The 14,737-nt window shown below is 34.7% G+C and carries 15 protein-coding genes; 8 read left to right on the forward strand and 7 right to left on the reverse strand.

Annotation, left to right across the window (positions count from 1 at the left end; genetic code table 11):
- Positions 1–259: hypothetical protein (locus ABWO41_RS07845; RefSeq protein ID WP_353136030.1), on the forward strand; the 259-nt coding region annotated here is incomplete at its 5' end.
- Between the two features lie 101 nt (positions 260–360).
- On the opposite strand, the gene ABWO41_RS07850 is transcribed toward ABWO41_RS07845, so the two are convergent.
- A complete protein-coding gene (locus ABWO41_RS07850; RefSeq protein WP_353136033.1) occupies positions 361–729 on the reverse strand; it encodes a hypothetical protein in 369 nt (122 codons plus the stop codon).
- Positions 730–821: 92 nt separating this feature from the next.
- On the opposite strand from ABWO41_RS07850, the gene ypfJ reads away from it, so the two are divergent.
- The 4 genes from ypfJ to ABWO41_RS07870 all read left to right on the forward strand — a co-directional run bounded on the left by ypfJ (position 822) and on the right by ABWO41_RS07870 (position 5,210).
- Positions 822–1,655 carry a KPN_02809 family neutral zinc metallopeptidase gene (ypfJ, locus tag ABWO41_RS07855; RefSeq protein ID WP_353136036.1) on the forward strand — a complete coding sequence of 278 codons (834 nt, stop codon included), beginning with the start codon at positions 822–824 and terminating at the stop codon, positions 1,653–1,655.
- A gap of 170 nt (positions 1,656–1,825) precedes the next feature.
- A complete protein-coding gene (locus ABWO41_RS07860; protein ID WP_353136039.1) occupies positions 1,826–2,482 on the forward strand; it encodes a porin family protein in 657 nt (218 codons plus the stop codon).
- A 109-nt stretch (positions 2,483–2,591) separates the two neighbouring features.
- Positions 2,592–4,514, forward strand: coding sequence for an AMP-dependent synthetase/ligase (locus tag ABWO41_RS07865; protein ID WP_353136042.1), 1,923 nt, complete (start codon positions 2,592–2,594; stop codon positions 4,512–4,514).
- A 45-nt stretch (positions 4,515–4,559) separates the two neighbouring features.
- Positions 4,560–5,210, forward strand: coding sequence for a hypothetical protein (locus ABWO41_RS07870; RefSeq protein ID WP_353136045.1), 651 nt, complete (start codon positions 4,560–4,562; stop codon positions 5,208–5,210).
- Between the two features lie 102 nt (positions 5,211–5,312).
- Here ABWO41_RS07870 and ABWO41_RS07875 read toward each other — a convergent pair whose 3' ends face one another.
- The 4 genes from ABWO41_RS07875 to rpe form a co-directional block, all read right to left on the reverse strand.
- Positions 5,313–6,260 carry a D-2-hydroxyacid dehydrogenase gene (locus ABWO41_RS07875; RefSeq protein ID WP_353136048.1) on the reverse strand — a complete coding sequence of 316 codons (948 nt, stop codon included), beginning with the start codon at positions 6,258–6,260 and terminating at the stop codon, positions 5,313–5,315.
- Positions 6,261–6,334: 74 nt separating this feature from the next.
- Positions 6,335–7,402 (reverse strand): 3-phosphoserine/phosphohydroxythreonine transaminase, encoded by a 1,068-nt coding sequence (gene serC, locus ABWO41_RS07880; RefSeq protein ID WP_353136051.1) that lies wholly within the window; start codon positions 7,400–7,402, stop codon positions 6,335–6,337.
- Between the two features lie 65 nt (positions 7,403–7,467).
- Positions 7,468–9,861, reverse strand: a complete 2,394-nt coding sequence (locus ABWO41_RS07885; RefSeq protein ID WP_353136054.1) for a carboxypeptidase-like regulatory domain-containing protein — start codon at positions 9,859–9,861, stop codon at positions 7,468–7,470.
- A 7-nt stretch (positions 9,862–9,868) separates the two neighbouring features.
- A complete protein-coding gene (gene rpe, locus ABWO41_RS07890; RefSeq protein ID WP_353136057.1) occupies positions 9,869–10,540 on the reverse strand; it encodes a ribulose-phosphate 3-epimerase in 672 nt (223 codons plus the stop codon).
- Between the two features lie 170 nt (positions 10,541–10,710).
- On the opposite strand from rpe, the gene ABWO41_RS07895 reads away from it, so the two are divergent.
- From ABWO41_RS07895 to ABWO41_RS07905, 3 genes are all read left to right on the forward strand, one after another.
- Entirely contained in the window at positions 10,711–11,304 is a 594-nt protein-coding gene (locus ABWO41_RS07895) for a NanQ anomerase/TabA/YiaL family protein (RefSeq protein WP_353136060.1), read from the forward strand.
- 1 nt (position 11,305) lies between these two features.
- On the forward strand, positions 11,306–11,818 hold the full coding sequence (locus ABWO41_RS07900) for a NanQ anomerase/TabA/YiaL family protein (protein ID WP_353136063.1): 513 nt from the start codon (positions 11,306–11,308) through the stop codon (positions 11,816–11,818).
- A 69-nt stretch (positions 11,819–11,887) separates the two neighbouring features.
- Entirely contained in the window at positions 11,888–13,294 is a 1,407-nt protein-coding gene (locus tag ABWO41_RS07905; protein WP_353136066.1) for a polysaccharide lyase 6 family protein, read from the forward strand.
- Positions 13,295–13,333: 39 nt separating this feature from the next.
- Here the strand turns inward: ABWO41_RS07905 and ABWO41_RS07910 are convergent, their stop codons facing one another.
- Entirely contained in the window at positions 13,334–14,068 is a 735-nt protein-coding gene (locus ABWO41_RS07910) for an alpha/beta hydrolase (RefSeq protein WP_353136069.1), read from the reverse strand.
- A gap of 80 nt (positions 14,069–14,148) precedes the next feature.
- Entirely contained in the window at positions 14,149–14,580 is a 432-nt protein-coding gene (locus ABWO41_RS07915) for a hypothetical protein (RefSeq protein ID WP_353136072.1), read from the reverse strand.
- Between the last annotated feature and the right edge of the window lie 157 nt (positions 14,581–14,737).

Below are 14,737 nucleotides of genomic sequence, written 5' to 3' on the forward strand. Positions count from 1 at the left end.
TTCTATTTATACTACATTTGTTCATTCAAAAAAGTTTTTAAAAATGGAAAAATTTCAGGTTCCCGGTATATTTAAACATCATATATGTTATGCAAGAAGCTTGGAGCGTAATAAATACGAAATTTTTATGGATACTGATTTAGTTGGAATTATCGATAAAGAAGGCAGCGGTTGGTTTTTAGATCAGTATAAAAATGAAATTCTGTCTTCCGAGAACATACAATTAATAGGACAATTTATAAATAAGCGGCTTTTATAAAAGCCAATTGTGAAATAATAGCGGCTATGTGTAATACACAAGCTGATGCTGCAATTGAGTCAATGAACGAAAACCTAACGGGCTTGTCGTAGAAAAATATGTCAAATTTCATGTTGTTCTTCCTCTGGAATATACTCCCCTTTCAATACTATTTCATCTTTAACAAAGTCTATATTGTAAGTAATTTTCATTTTCTCTTTGTCGTTAAAATTCAAATCTGCGCAGGCATTAAAAAATCCGATCATATATTTAACCGTAAAATATCCCTTTCCTTCCGAATAAATGATATCGCTTTTTTCAATGATGATGTCATAAACTCTTTCCCTTTTTGCGTAATGATAGCTAAATAGCATGTCGTGAATATCATATAAATTCGCATTCAAAAACTGACAGAGCAATTCTTTAGCTTCTTCAACTATTGTGTGCTCAGAAAAAGTTTTATTAAATTTCAATGATTTTTCAATTTGCATATTAATTTTCTTCAAAAATGAGTTAATACAAATAAAGGACAAAAACATATTTAAAAAAATTCTATTTTATAGTTATTAAAATCTAAGCAAATATGAAATGGCAAGGACGCAGACAAAGCGACAACTTTGAAAGAAGAGGCCCGGGCAAAGGAATTGCAATTGGGGGTATTGGAACGGTAGTTATAATTATTTTAGGATTATTATTCGGCAAAGATCCTAGTCAGTTGCTAAATGCCATTCAGGACCAATCTGCGGGTACCCAAACCGAGGTGTCCAGTGGACCTCAAAGCGAGGCAGAAGCATTTACCCGGGTTGTTCAGGCAGATACAGAAGATGTATGGAATAAAATATTCCGCAACCATGGCGAGAAATATCTAGAACCAACACTAGTAACTTTTGAAGGAAGTGTTCAGTCTGCTTGCGGGTCAGCCAGTTCTGCCGTTGGTCCTTTTTATTGTCCGGGAGACAGCAAAATTTATATAGACCTCTCCTTTTACGATGAATTACAAAATAAACTTAATGCTGGTGGTGATTTCGCGATGGCTTATGTGATAGCTCATGAAGTTGGTCATCATATACAAAACCTGCTAGGTACAAATAAAATCCTGCAAGAAGCCAGAGGGCGTATAAGCGAAGCTGAATACAATAAGCTTTCGGTTAAGCTTGAATTGCAGGCTGATTTTTATGCCGGTGTCTGGGCGCATTATCAGCAACAGAATAATTTACTGGACGATGGCGATATTGAGGAAGCTCTTAATGCAGCACATGCCATTGGTGACGATAAATTGCAAAAACAGGCACAAGGTTATGTCGTTCCCGATGCATTTACACATGGAACTTCTGCTCAAAGGATGAAATGGTTTAAGAAGGGATATCAAACCGGAGATATTAAACAGGGTGATACATTTAATACAACAGATTTATAGAATTGACGACAGCGTTGTCTGCTAAATTCTACACTTAAAATACAAATAACTACAACTTCATTAATTTAAAATTTGGCTCATAATCAACCAAATAGGCATATTTTTTTAATTTTATTGATTTCTGGACTGTCTATTGAATATACCCCAACAATTAACAATTAATGATAATTATGAAAAAGTTATTTTTAGTAGCAGCAGCTTTCATTATAGGAAGTGCTGCATATGCACAAACTTCAAGTGTTGGTACAACAAAATTCGGTTTGAAAGCGGGTGTAAATTTACCTAAATACAAGTACGAGTTAGACGACACCTCTACAGATTCAGAAGTGAACACAAATTTCCATATCACTGGTTACGCAGATATTCCATTAACAGGTGGGCTATCCTTACAACCGGGTATTTCTTTACAAGGTAAAGGTGGTAAAAACTCGTGGACAGTATTGGGTGTCGAAACTGTATCTAAAGTTAACACTATGAGTATTGATATACCTGTAAACATTGTCGGATATATTCCAGCTGGTCCAGGTAGTTTCTTTATTGGAGCCGGTCCGTATGTAGGTTTCAATGTTAGCGGTAAAGCAAAAACAACTATTGGCGGAGGAACAGAGTCTGAAGAAGATCTTAATTTCGGTAATAACAGCGATGACGATTTGAAACCTATTGACTTTGGTTTAAATGGTTTGGTTGGTTATCAGTTTAGTTCTGGATTCAACATTGGAGCTGGTTACGGTTTAGGCTTATCAAACCTTTATCCTGGAAGTGAAGCAGACGATAACAGTAAAATAAACAACAGGGTATTATCTTTCTCTATTGGTTTTGCCTTTTAATTTCAGTAACAATTAATACTAAAAAGGGGCATCTTCTTTATTTGAAGATGTCCCTTTTGCATTATTTGGCTAAATAAGTTATTATTGCCAAATTGAATTATACCAAAGCATGAATCCAATAAAAGATAAAGAAAACCTAACGGTTCCGAACTTGTTAAGAAACGTTGTAGAAAATATACATCAACCAGAAACAACATTCTTAAAAAGAAAGGTGAAAGATATTTGGGAGGAAATTTCCTTTAGAACTACCCTGGAAAATGCCGATTTTATAGCTGCTTATTTTTTAGATAACGGCATTCAAAAAGGAGACCGTATTGGATTTATCATAGAAAATTCACCCGAATATGTATTCTTTGATCAGGGAGCACAACAAATTGGTGCAATAAATACATCCATCTATCCTACTCTTTCTGAGACGGAAATAGAATATATATTGAAAGATTCGGGAGTTAAGATACTTTTAGTTGGAAGCCCTTTCTTATTAAAGAAAGTGATTAAAATAGCCAATAGCTGTCCGGAATTAATAAGGATAGTTACCAGTTTCGAAGATTATGAAAAGGTTATTGAGGGTAATGCCTCACTGAACGCAGGAGTTACCAATTTCTCATCGGTACTTAGCATGGGAGCAAAAAGCTACCCTCAACATGCCAAACAAATTAATATTTGCAGAAATAATGTTATTCCTTCAGACCTGTCTGCGTTAATATATACCTCGGGAACTACCGGAACTCCTAAAGGTGTTATGCTTACGCACCGCAATTTTGTAGAAAACGTTAGAGAATGCCTGAACCAGATACCTGTTATTACTTCCGACGATATTTTTCTTTCTTTTTTACCTTTATCTCACGTATTTGAAAGAACTGCTACTTACTATGTTTGCTGTGCAATGGGTAGTCAGATAGCCTTCGCACAAAGTTTAGAGCTTCTGGCTAAAAACATGGAAGAGGTAAAACCAATGGTGATTTCTTGTGTTCCAAGATTACTGGAAAAAATACATGACAAGGCGATAAAAAGCGGAACGTCTGCTGGTGGTACTAAAGCAAAAATATTCTTATGGGCATTTGACATTGGCCAGAAATATAGAAATGTCAAAGAAAGTGGTAACACTCCCGGATTAAAACTTTCTTTACAATACGCTATTGCGAAAAAATTGGTATTCAGTAAAATTATCGAGAAAACAGGGGGCCGATTAAAATTTATGATTTCCGGCGGTGCGGCATTACCTAAAAATGTAGGCGAATTTTTCGGGAATCTGGGGGTTAAAATTCTGGAAGGCTTTGGACTTACGGAAACCTCTCCCGTAATGTCTGTAACCGAATTTAACAGACAAGTTTACGGTACTGTAGGTCGGGTTATTCCAGGTATAGAAGTTGGTATTCAGGATGTAGAGACCAAAGAGTTTGTTACTATACAAACTCATGAATCTTTTAAACCTGATTATATTTCCGAAGAAGGAGAAATTGTTGTCAGAGGCCATTGTGTAATGAAAGGTTATTGGAATAAGCCGGAAGAAACAGCACAGGTTATAGACAGCAACGGTTGGTTCCACACGGGAGATGTTGGTAGATTTTACATGGGTAATCTACAAATTACCGACAGGATTAAGAATATGTTAGTTAACGCGTATGGTAAAAACATCTATCCTACTCCTGTAGAAAATACTTATCTGAAAAGTCCGAAAATTGAAGGTGTTTTTTTAATTGGAGATAAAAGAGAGTATGTTACAGCAATCATTACTCCCGCAAGAGAAATGTTACAAGATACATTTGACCTGAGAGATTCATTCTTTGAAAAGCCAGATTTATTTATTGAAGATGATGAAATTAAGAATTGGATAGCAGCGGATCTGAAAAAGTATGCTCAGGAATTGGCCAAATTCGAACGTATCAAGAACTTCAAAATTAAACGTAATCCGTTTAGTATGGAAGAAGGAGAAATTACCCCTACTTTAAAGCCCAAACGCAAGATAATAGAGAATAAGTACAAAGACATTATTGACGAAATGTATTCGGAAGATCAGGATACTGAATAATCACAGAATGCGCTGATTTAAAAATCAAGTGTATTTTAAAACTTGATGAAACACACTCTTTATATATTGACAATTGTTTTTGGGCTTTGGAGTTGCAATAACCAGGTAACAGAAAAAAAAGCTGAACGAAACCTGATGGATACTCTGCAAACTGTTTCGGTTGGCAAACAGAAGCAAAACATTTATATCCAGGACAAGTCTCAATATGACCAAATTTTTATTCAAGGTCTTGCAAACTATAATGAACCAATAAAACTTATTAATAATTATATTTTAACAGATCAGGACACCACTTTTTTTCCAAATGATCTCGAGCTAAATAAGAAGACTACTTTTCGGGGAATTAATGATAGTGCCAAATTTACTTTAACAGTTACAAGAACCAACTTGACAAACTTAAATTACGATTTTCAAATCCTGGACAAAAACGACAAAATAGTTGAGACCAAATCAGGAAAAGCAATTTTAGGTTCAATGTTTTTTCTTGCATCTGAGGTAGATGAAGATGACCTAACAGGAAACGCCTATGGTAGCTCTGAATATTCAGATAAGTCCAATGGATGTTGGCTTGCTATAAGAATAGGAATTGGTCTAGACGATAATGGAAAACAAAGAGCAACGTTGAGCTATAACTGTGAAGATGAAAATAAAAAGACCATAGATTTAGACGAATATCCAATCCTTAGAACGGAATAAAATATTATTGGAGATATTCTTAGAAAACCGGATGTTGAGTAGGCTGTAAATAAAAAGGTTCGAAGTATCTCCGAACCCTTTTTATTCTAATTAAGACTATAATTATCCTTTAAGTCTTTTGATAATAATTTCTGCTAATTCAACACCAATTCTTTCCTGAGCTTCGTTTGTTGCAGCCCCGATATGTGGAGTTAAAGAAATTTTAGGATGTTTTAAGATTTCTTCTCTTGGAGTAGGCTCGTTGTCGAAAACATCTAAACCGGCAAAACCTACTTTACCACTGTTTAATGCTTCTACTAAAGCTAACTCATCAATTATACCACCTCTTGAACAGTTAACAATACCAACACCCGCTTTCACCTTTTCAAACTCTTCTTTTCCTAAGATAGGCTTATCGATAAAAGGAACGTGTAAACTAATAAAATCAGATTGTGTTAATATTTCGTCTAAAGTTGCCTTTTTAACAGGGACATCAACTTTAATTCCAGCAGTAAGGTCTAAGGTTAACGTAGTTGGGAAATCGTAAATATCATAAGCTAAAACATCCATTCCCAAACCTAAAGCAACTTTAGCAGTTTCTTTACCAATACGTCCAAAACCGATGATACCTATTGTCTTTCCTTTTAATTCGATACCAGCAGCATATTTTTTCTTCAACTTTGCAAATTCAGTATTTCCTATTACAGGCATTTGTCTGTTAGAATCGTACACGAATCTGATGCCATTGAATAAATGGGAAAAAACGAGTTCTGCTACAGATAAAGATGATGCGGCCGGAGTATTTTCTACAAAGATTCCTTTGCTTCTTGCATATTCTACATCAATATTGTCCATACCTACACCGCCACGACCAATTAACTTGATGTTAGGACAAGCGTCAATTAATTCTTTTCTAACCTTAGTGGCGCTTCTTACTGTAATAGCATCGTAAGCATTTAATTTTGATGCTAATTCTTCCTGAGGGATATTTTGGGTATCAACTTCTATTCCGGCATCTTCCAATAGCTTTTTGCCTACCGGATCAATTCCATCGTTAGCTAAAATTCTCATAATATATATTATTAGGATCAAGCGGGTTTAAAGCTTTAAATTTCAAAACTTTAAACCCGAAAATTATTGATTAATTATTTTTGGCTTTGTTCAAATTCCTGCATTGCCTCTACTAAAGCATTAATGCCACTTATAGGAAGTGCATTATAAATAGACGCTCTGAAACCGCCTACGCTTCTATGACCTTTAATTCCTACACAACCTCTGGCTTCTGCCAATTTCAGGAATTCTTTTTCTAATTCCGGATTTTCCATAACGAAAGTAACATTCATTCTGGAACGATCTTCGATAGCAGCTGTACCTTTAAAGAAAGGGTTTCTGTCGATCTCTGTGTATAAAGCTTCTGCTTTAGCAATGTTTTCTTTCTCTATCGCAGCTACACCGCCTTTTGCTTTTAACCATCTTAGATTTAACATAGCTACATATATAGAAAATACAGGAGGAGTGTTAAACATAGACTCTCCATCTATATGGATCTGATAATCTAACATAGAAGGAATAGTTCTTTCTGCTTTACCTAAAAGATCGTTTTTAACAATAACTACCGTTGCACCAGCGGGACCAATATTTTTCTGAGCACCTGCATAGATCAAACCAAAATCTGCCACATTAACTTCTCTGCTCATGATGTCTGATGACATATCGCAAACCAGAGGTGCGTTCGTTTTTGGGAATTCGAACATCTCTGTTCCGTAAATAGTATTGTTAGATGTAATATGAAAATAAGCAGCATCTTCCGGAACAGTATAACCTTTAGGTATAAAATTGTAGTTAGCATCTTTAGAGCTGGCTACAATCTCTACTTCGCCAAAGTTTTTTGCCTCTTTGATAGCTTTCTTTGCCCAAACACCAGTTTCTAAATAAGCAGCCTTACCACCTTCTGGTAATAAGTTAATAGCTGTCATTAAGAATTGTAAACTGGCACCTCCCTGCAGGAATAAAACCGAATAACCTTCAGGTACATTCATTAATTCTCTAACTAACTGAACAGCTTCTTCACATACAGCGATAAATTCTTTACTGCGATGCGATATTTCTAAAATTGAAAGTCCTGTGTTGTTAAAATTTAATACAGCTTCTGAGGCTTGCTTGAATACTTCTTGAGGTAAAATGCAGGGACCTGCGCCAAAGTTATGTTTCATTTCTTTGTTATAGTTTTGTTTGCTGGTCCAAATTTAAGATAATAAAATCTTTTTAGGATTTTATTTTAAAATTTTGCAATAATCTTAAAATTCAGCTGTCTGGATGTTAAATAATTAGGAATTGCGTAACGATTATTGTTAACATCGCTTATCCATAAGTAAGATACCGTATTATTGATATTCAGCAAGTTAAATACTTCTGCATATAATGTAAAGCTCTTAAAATAATTGTCCAGAAGTTTGAAACGTTTTTCACTTTCAGGATCAAGCAAATCTTTAGAAAAACCGATATCTACCCTCTTGTAAGCTGGTATATAAAAGTTAGAACTATAATTTTGAGTTTTTGGCGGCCATGTAGGTAATCTTGAACCAAAAAGAGCATTTAAATGCACCTTATAAGTTGGGCTGTTAAATAGTCTATCCTGAAAAAAAGCAGAGAAATGGACACGCTGATCTGTAGGTCTTTTAATATAACCGGTAGCATCGTCTTCTATATCTTCTTCGGTTTTCATAATAGATAACCTGAAAGAAGATTGAAGATCGCGGATAAACTCTCCGCTTAGCGAAAAATCCATACCTGCAGCATAGCCATTTGAAACCTTATTAGCTAAATACCTTATTCTTAGATTCTCCAGCTCGTAAGGCACCAGATTTTTAAGTACTTTATAATATACTTCGGTTGAAAACCTTAGCTGAGTACCCAAGCCTTCAAATTTGTAATCGGATGAACCTACAAAATGTATCGATTTTTGCGATTTAATCTGATGATTTATAGAGCCGTCCAGATCGCGCATTTCTCTATAAAAAGGAGACTGAACATATAAACCACTTGCAAAACGGTATAGAATATCTTTTTCGTTTTTAGGCTGATAGGTTAAAATTAAACGCGGACTGGGAATAAATTCTTTGGTGAAGGTGTTGTAAATAAAACGTATGCCTCCTGTATAAGACCATTTATCTCCAAGATCATCCGCATTCATTATATATCCAGAGAACCTGTTGGTATTTAAGGCATTAATAGCATATCTATAATCTGATACTTCAAATCCATTGTCGTTTGTATTTGGCAATGAATAACCGGCAGAATCTAAGAAACTGAATTCATTAAGTTTATCTCTCAGTTCGTCCCGCTGAATTTTAAATCCCCCTTCCCAAACAGATTTTCCCTTTATATAGTTTATTTTCAATTCAGAACTATAGATGTTGGCTTTCAGTTCATTTCGTCCATAATCATGGTAAGCTCCAAAACCCCGGCTCCCCTTTACCTGTCCAAAAGAACCACCTAAATAATCAGATTCTATTTCTTCAAAGACATATTGTCCGTAAATATCAAAATGCTCTTGCTCTTTAATAGAAAATACAGAATTAATCCATTTCAAACCCAATGCCGGATGTATTTTATAGTCTAATGTCAGTGCGGCTACCTTATTTTCATAAGTATCTTTTTCCTGTCCCTCGAAATCCACCTTTAATCTGTAGGTTTCCAACATGGTTCCAAAAACCGTTTCTCTGGATTGCGGAATTAAACCAAATTCATTTTTATTATAAATACCGAGTAAATTTATACTAAACTTTTTATTGAATTGATAACTCAAAACTCCTTGAAAATCATGAAAGTTTGGGTTGTAAGAGCCTACCACTTGCTGTGTATACAGAACGGACTGATTTCTTTTATTACGGTAACCCAGAGCCAGATTCAGTTGTTTATTTTTAATAAACGCTGTGATAGAAGATCCATTGGTCGCTAAACTGGATATTACTGCGAGTGAATCTTTTGTTTTATATTGTACATCTAAAACAGACGACATTTTATCGCCGTAACGGGGAGAAAAACCTCCGGCGGAAAACTTTACCTGCTTCACCAAATCAGGATTAATTAAGCTTAATCCCTCCTGCTGCCCGTTTCTTACCAGATAAGGTTTAAAAATTTCAATATCGTTAATGTAAATAAGATTCTCGTCAAAATTTCCTCCTCTAACGGAATACTGCGAGCTTAATTCGTTATTGGTAGAGACTCCCGGAAGCTGTTTCAGCATCGCCTCGAAACTCTGTGATGCATTAGGGAACTGTTCGAAACTTTTGGCGTCTAATAACGTTATTCCTTCTTTTCTGTCCTTTTGATCTACAACTTTTACTTCTGATAATAGTTGATTATTATCTTTTTTATCAAATATCACATTTCTGAAGAGGTGCTCGCCTTCTTTTAAAGCAACCTCAATACGGACAATTTTAAAATCGGTATAACTAAAACTAAGTTGGTATCTGCCAGCAGGAACCAAAAGACTATATTCGCCTTTATCGTTACTTCGGGTTATAAATTTAGTATGCTGAATAAATACCGATACATCCTTAAGATTATTTCCTTCTACATCTTTTACAATACCACTAATCCGGGCTGTTTGTTGTCCAAAAACCTGTAATCCCGTTAAAAGCAAGAGGGAAATAAGCAGTCTGATCATTTAAGTACTAAACTTGAAAAAGATCCGGACTTAATTTTTTCATTTCGGAAATGGCATGTACAGGATCTTCTGCACCAAAAATGGCATTGCCGGCAACTAAAACATTAGCTCCTGCTTTTAGCAAAGCCAGAGAATTATGGCTGCTTACACCTCCATCGACTTCAATGAGTAGAGCAGGATTTTTTTCATTGGCTATTGCTCTCAGTTTTTGGATCTTATTGTAAGTGTTATGAATAAATTTTTGTCCACCAAAACCAGGGTTTACAGACATGATTAATACCATATCTATTTCCTCTATGATATTTTCCAGTAAACCAACTGGTGTATGCGGGTTTAAAGCTACCCCCGCTTTACATCCTAATTCTTTTATTTTGTGAATGGTTCTGTCCAGGTGTGTACAGGCTTCATAATGTACTGTAATTATATTTGCTCCTGCATTTTTAAACGCTTCAAGATATCTGTCAGGATCCACAATCATTAAATGCACATCCAAAGGTTTCAACGCATAATTTTTTACCGCTGCCATAACCGGAAATCCAAAAGATATATTAGGAACAAAAAGTCCGTCCATAACATCTACATGTATCCAATCGGCTTCACTATTATTAAGCATTAAAATATCTTTTTTTAGATTCGCAAAGTCTGCAGAAAGTATGGATGGAGCTATTAAATGATTCATAATTCCAAAGATATAAATTTTTGATTTACGATTTTAAATTTATCCCCTTAAAGTCGGTCTCCAAAATAACCTCAGGTTCACTTCTGATCCCATGAAGTATTAACATGAATTTATGAAAATAGATGATTTATAATAACTGCTAAAAAACTATATTGCTTCCCTATTTCAACATGAACAAAAATCGATATATATTAGCCTTATTACTCGCTTTTAGTGTATTTAGCTGTAAAACCATAAAAGTCGATGAACTCCCTAACTTTAAAATAGTGCATAATACTATTGTCAGTAAATTTAAACCACATGCAGATTCTTCTATTGACATGAAAGTTTTAAAGGAACAGTACCGAAAGTATCCTGAGCGCTGGCAATTGGCCTTTAAATTTTTAGCGGAAACCAATATTGACGCTCTGAAATACGGCCGTTACGATTTAAGTGATGATGTATATGTAAATTACGCGAAGGGTAAAACTAAAGATTTGAAAGATTGTAAATACGAACGCCACGAACAGTGGATAGATTTACAATACATGGTTGATGGTGAAGAATATATGGGTAAGAATCCAGATTATGAGAGATTAAAGGTTATACAAGCGTATAATGCTAAAAAAGATGTGGCTTTATATCAGTATGATAACAAACCACTGGCTTTGGCTACACCGGAAAACTATTTTATTTTCTTCCCTACAGAAGCACATATTCCTACAGTAAAAGTTGGAGAAATTAAAGAAACCAGAAAATTAGTTGTTAAAATTAGATATAATTAATATGTATTTGCAGATTGACCACAATGGTATTAGTACCAACTTTAAACCACAACCAGACGCCTCCATTTCATTAAAAGATTTAACAGAACATTATTCCAAATATCCCGAACGCTGGGATATAGCATTCAAATTTTTAATCGAAAATGATCTGCCAGAATTGCCTTTGGGTAGAATTGATTTAAACGAGGAAGTTTTTATTAACATAGCAGAATACACTACCAGAAATCTGGAAGATAGCGTATACGAATCTCATTATAAGTATATAGATATCCAATATCTTATTGAAGGTGAAGAACTCATGGGTGTGAATAGAAATATCCCCAAACTGGAGATTACACAGCCGTATGATGAAGAGAAAGATTACATATTGTATAGGAATGATGAAAATGGTGATATGAGATACGCCAGCCCTGAAAATTACTTCATTTTCTTCCCCGCCGATGCTCATATGCCCAATGTTAAAGCTAAAGAAAACAGCCTGGTGAGAAAATTGGTGGTAAAAATTAAATATTAATTTTCATTTTCTATATTACCATCCTTACGTTTACTTTTTTAAACTCTATATTGATTAAGTTTAAAACAAATGAAAAACCTGCATTATACATTACGATTGCCGTTTGCGTTTACCTTTTTAATAGTATTATCATCATTTAAGCTGCAACCGGCTACATCAAACAAGTATTTTGTAACCAATCAAACAGAACTTGCCAGTGCTATTGGTAAATCTGTTCCGGGAGATATTATAACTATGAAAAATGGTGTTTGGAACAACATCGATATTGTATTTAAGGGTGTTGGGTCTGAAAACAGGCCTATAACTTTAAAAGCAGAAACAGCTGGGCAGGTCATCATTTCGGGCTCATCGTCTCTGCGCCTCTCGGGAGAGTATTTAATAGTAGATGGACTTAATTTCAAAAACGGTCATTCCTCCCGTAATTTTCATTTGATAGAATTTAAAGATGGTAAGATTCCGGCAAACCACTGTCGTATTACCAACATCTCGGTATCGAGATTTAACAAAGAAGATGGGACTGATACCTGGGTGGGTTTTTATGGTAAACACAATCGAGTAGATCATAGTTTATTTGAAGGAAAAGTTAGTAAAAGTGTCCTCATGATTGTTTGGCGCTCAACTCCTGAAGCTGATTATCATAGAATAGATCACAATCATTTTAAAGATATCCCAAGCATTGGCAACGGTGGTGCAATAGCCATCCGTATCGGGGACGGAACTCAAGCTTTATCCTCTTCGGTTACCACTGTTGAATCAAATATATTCGAAAATATGCTGGGTATTGGAAAGATCATAAATATTAAATCAAGTGGAAATATTATCCGTGGAAATACATTTATTAAGGCTTCAGGGAGCATTTGTTTAAGACATGGAGACAATAATTTGATAGAAGGAAACTACATTCTTCCAGGTTTACGAGACAATTATACCGGAGGAATTTTAGTTATTGGAGAGAACCATATTATTCGTCATAATTACATACAGGGCACACGAAGAAAAGGAAAACCTGCTATTGTTTTGTATGAAGGAGACGCTAATAATTATCAGGGTAAAGGAAGTTATTATCCCACGAAAAATATTTTGATTGAAAACAATACACTTGTTGATAATGATAAAAATATACTTATAGGACAGATAGGACAAGTATACGATAAACCCGGTACCGAAATGACTGTACCTGTAGAGAATATCACTTACAAAAAAAATGTAATTGTTGGGAATAACACTGTTACCCCTCTTATTGAGATCTTAGACAAACCCAAAGGGAAAATTATTTATGAAGGTAATTTATTTTTTAATGGAAATTCAAATGGTCTTGAAAATATACCGGGAATATCAATAAAAGATCCTCTTCTAACTCTGGGAGCAGATAGCATATATCATTACAATGCCAATAGTCCTCTTAAGAGTAACATATTGGCTCCGCCATTGAAAAGGAATGAAGTGGGGCCAACTTGGATGAGAATTTCCAACTAAGGCAAACTTTAAGGATTCCTGCTAGCTGTGTGTAATTTATCACTCATTTATAAACTCTACCATACTTTTTAATGTCTCGACTTGTTGTCGTTCTCTTTTAATATCGGCCTTGTTATCTCCTAATTGAAAACCGTAATAGCCAAATTGGGAATGGTTGGCTCCTTCTATCCTTACGAATTTTGTCGTTTCGGATAGTTTAAATTTATTTGCCAATATTGATTTTTCATCTGCTACACCGTCTTTTGAACCATATATTTTTAAGACTGGAATTCTAATATTGGCGAGTGATATATCTCTAGGGTGCGAAGTTCCAATTAATATAAGCTTGTCTACCAAATCAGGATTCTCATATACGAATTGTGCCGCCATTTTTGCTCCTTGAGAATGTCCGGAAAGAATATAAGTCTTTGTTGTATCGTTAAACAGATTTAATTCATTTGGTTTGTTATAGCCTATTGACGCAAGCCTCCAAGGCATTTTTATCAAATAAACTTTTATATCATTTTCTGCAATATTTCTACAAAGAGGTACATAAGCTTTAGGATCAACCATTGCACCGGGATAAAACATAAATATTTTTTTAAATTCTTTAGTTGGAGTAAATAAGTAGAAATCTTTGTTTATGTCAATATTTACTTTACTGCTATTTTGGAGAAACCTCTTGTCTACACTGTGCGATTGATAAGAATAGAATAGCCAAAACATAAAAGTTATTCCAATGGTTATCCAGATTGATACTATAATTTTTTTTATCATCCACTTTTTCTTTGTCATACTGTTTCAGAATTTGTGGAACGAATAATAAAGAGTCAATGAATTATTAATCATTTTCTTTCTCAATTTTTACAGTGTATTTATTTGCTTTGTCGTAATTCGATGGTTTGCTCTTTTTGCCCACAAATAAATTTAATTCGATTTATTCCCCAATGATTGGAAACAATCGTATGCTCATTCTTAAATTCAAATCTATCAATGCCTCCGTTTGCTTTCTCATCTTTTATGTCGTTAATCACGGGTGTGATTTCTATAATTCTGTCACAGTTCAAGGTTGTGTCAAAATTTATACGCTCGGAAATATGGACTTCGTCAATTATTGGTTTCCAATGTCCTTCGTAAGTTAATTTCCCGCTAACTCTGTATGAAATTAACGACTTACTATTGAACAGATTTAGTTTACTTTCAACAATTTCTATATTTAAGCTATCAATGGACAGCGCTTCCTGGCTAGACCACCAACCAACATTGTAGGTTACAGGAATTTCAAGTTTTGGTCGTCTTGGTTCCATTGATAAAAAATTTTTGCGGCCAAAGTCTGTCAGATACAAATAATAAGCAACCGTACCCAATACGAGAACTAGAACAGCAAGTCCAATTATTTTAAATATCCTCTTCATTATTGTATTTGGTTAGCTTCATGGCATTAGAATGAGCTTATATAATGCA

The sequence above is a fragment of the Pseudopedobacter sp. genome (assembly GCF_040392825.1).
Taxonomy (GTDB): domain Bacteria; phylum Bacteroidota; class Bacteroidia; order Sphingobacteriales; family Sphingobacteriaceae; genus Pseudopedobacter.

Bases quoted from the DNA above. Each gene is read 5' to 3' on its own strand.
- ABWO41_RS07850 (WP_353136033.1), bottom strand. From the start codon at position 729: ATGCAAATTGAAAAATCATTGAAATTTAATAAAACTTTTTCTGAGCAC.
- ypfJ (WP_353136036.1), top strand. From the start codon at position 822: ATGAAATGGCAAGGACGCAGACAAAGCGACAACTTTGAAAGAAGAGGC.
- ABWO41_RS07860 (WP_353136039.1), top strand. From the start codon at position 1,826: ATGAAAAAGTTATTTTTAGTAGCAGCAGCTTTCATTATAGGAAGTGCT.
- ABWO41_RS07865 (WP_353136042.1), top strand. From the start codon at position 2,592: ATGAATCCAATAAAAGATAAAGAAAACCTAACGGTTCCGAACTTGTTA.
- ABWO41_RS07870 (WP_353136045.1), top strand. From the start codon at position 4,560: ATGAAACACACTCTTTATATATTGACAATTGTTTTTGGGCTTTGGAGT.
- ABWO41_RS07875 (WP_353136048.1), bottom strand. From the start codon at position 6,260: ATGAGAATTTTAGCTAACGATGGAATTGATCCGGTAGGCAAAAAGCTA.
- serC (WP_353136051.1), bottom strand. From the start codon at position 7,402: ATGAAACATAACTTTGGCGCAGGTCCCTGCATTTTACCTCAAGAAGTA.
- ABWO41_RS07885 (WP_353136054.1), bottom strand. From the start codon at position 9,861: ATGATCAGACTGCTTATTTCCCTCTTGCTTTTAACGGGATTACAGGTT.
- rpe (WP_353136057.1), bottom strand. From the start codon at position 10,540: ATGAATCATTTAATAGCTCCATCCATACTTTCTGCAGACTTTGCGAAT.
- ABWO41_RS07895 (WP_353136060.1), top strand. From the start codon at position 10,711: ATGAACAAAAATCGATATATATTAGCCTTATTACTCGCTTTTAGTGTA.
- ABWO41_RS07900 (WP_353136063.1), top strand. From the start codon at position 11,306: ATGTATTTGCAGATTGACCACAATGGTATTAGTACCAACTTTAAACCA.
- ABWO41_RS07905 (WP_353136066.1), top strand. From the start codon at position 11,888: ATGAAAAACCTGCATTATACATTACGATTGCCGTTTGCGTTTACCTTT.
- ABWO41_RS07910 (WP_353136069.1), bottom strand. From the start codon at position 14,068: ATGACAAAGAAAAAGTGGATGATAAAAAAAATTATAGTATCAATCTGG.
- ABWO41_RS07915 (WP_353136072.1), bottom strand. From the start codon at position 14,580: ATGGAACCAAGACGACCAAAACTTGAAATTCCTGTAACCTACAATGTT.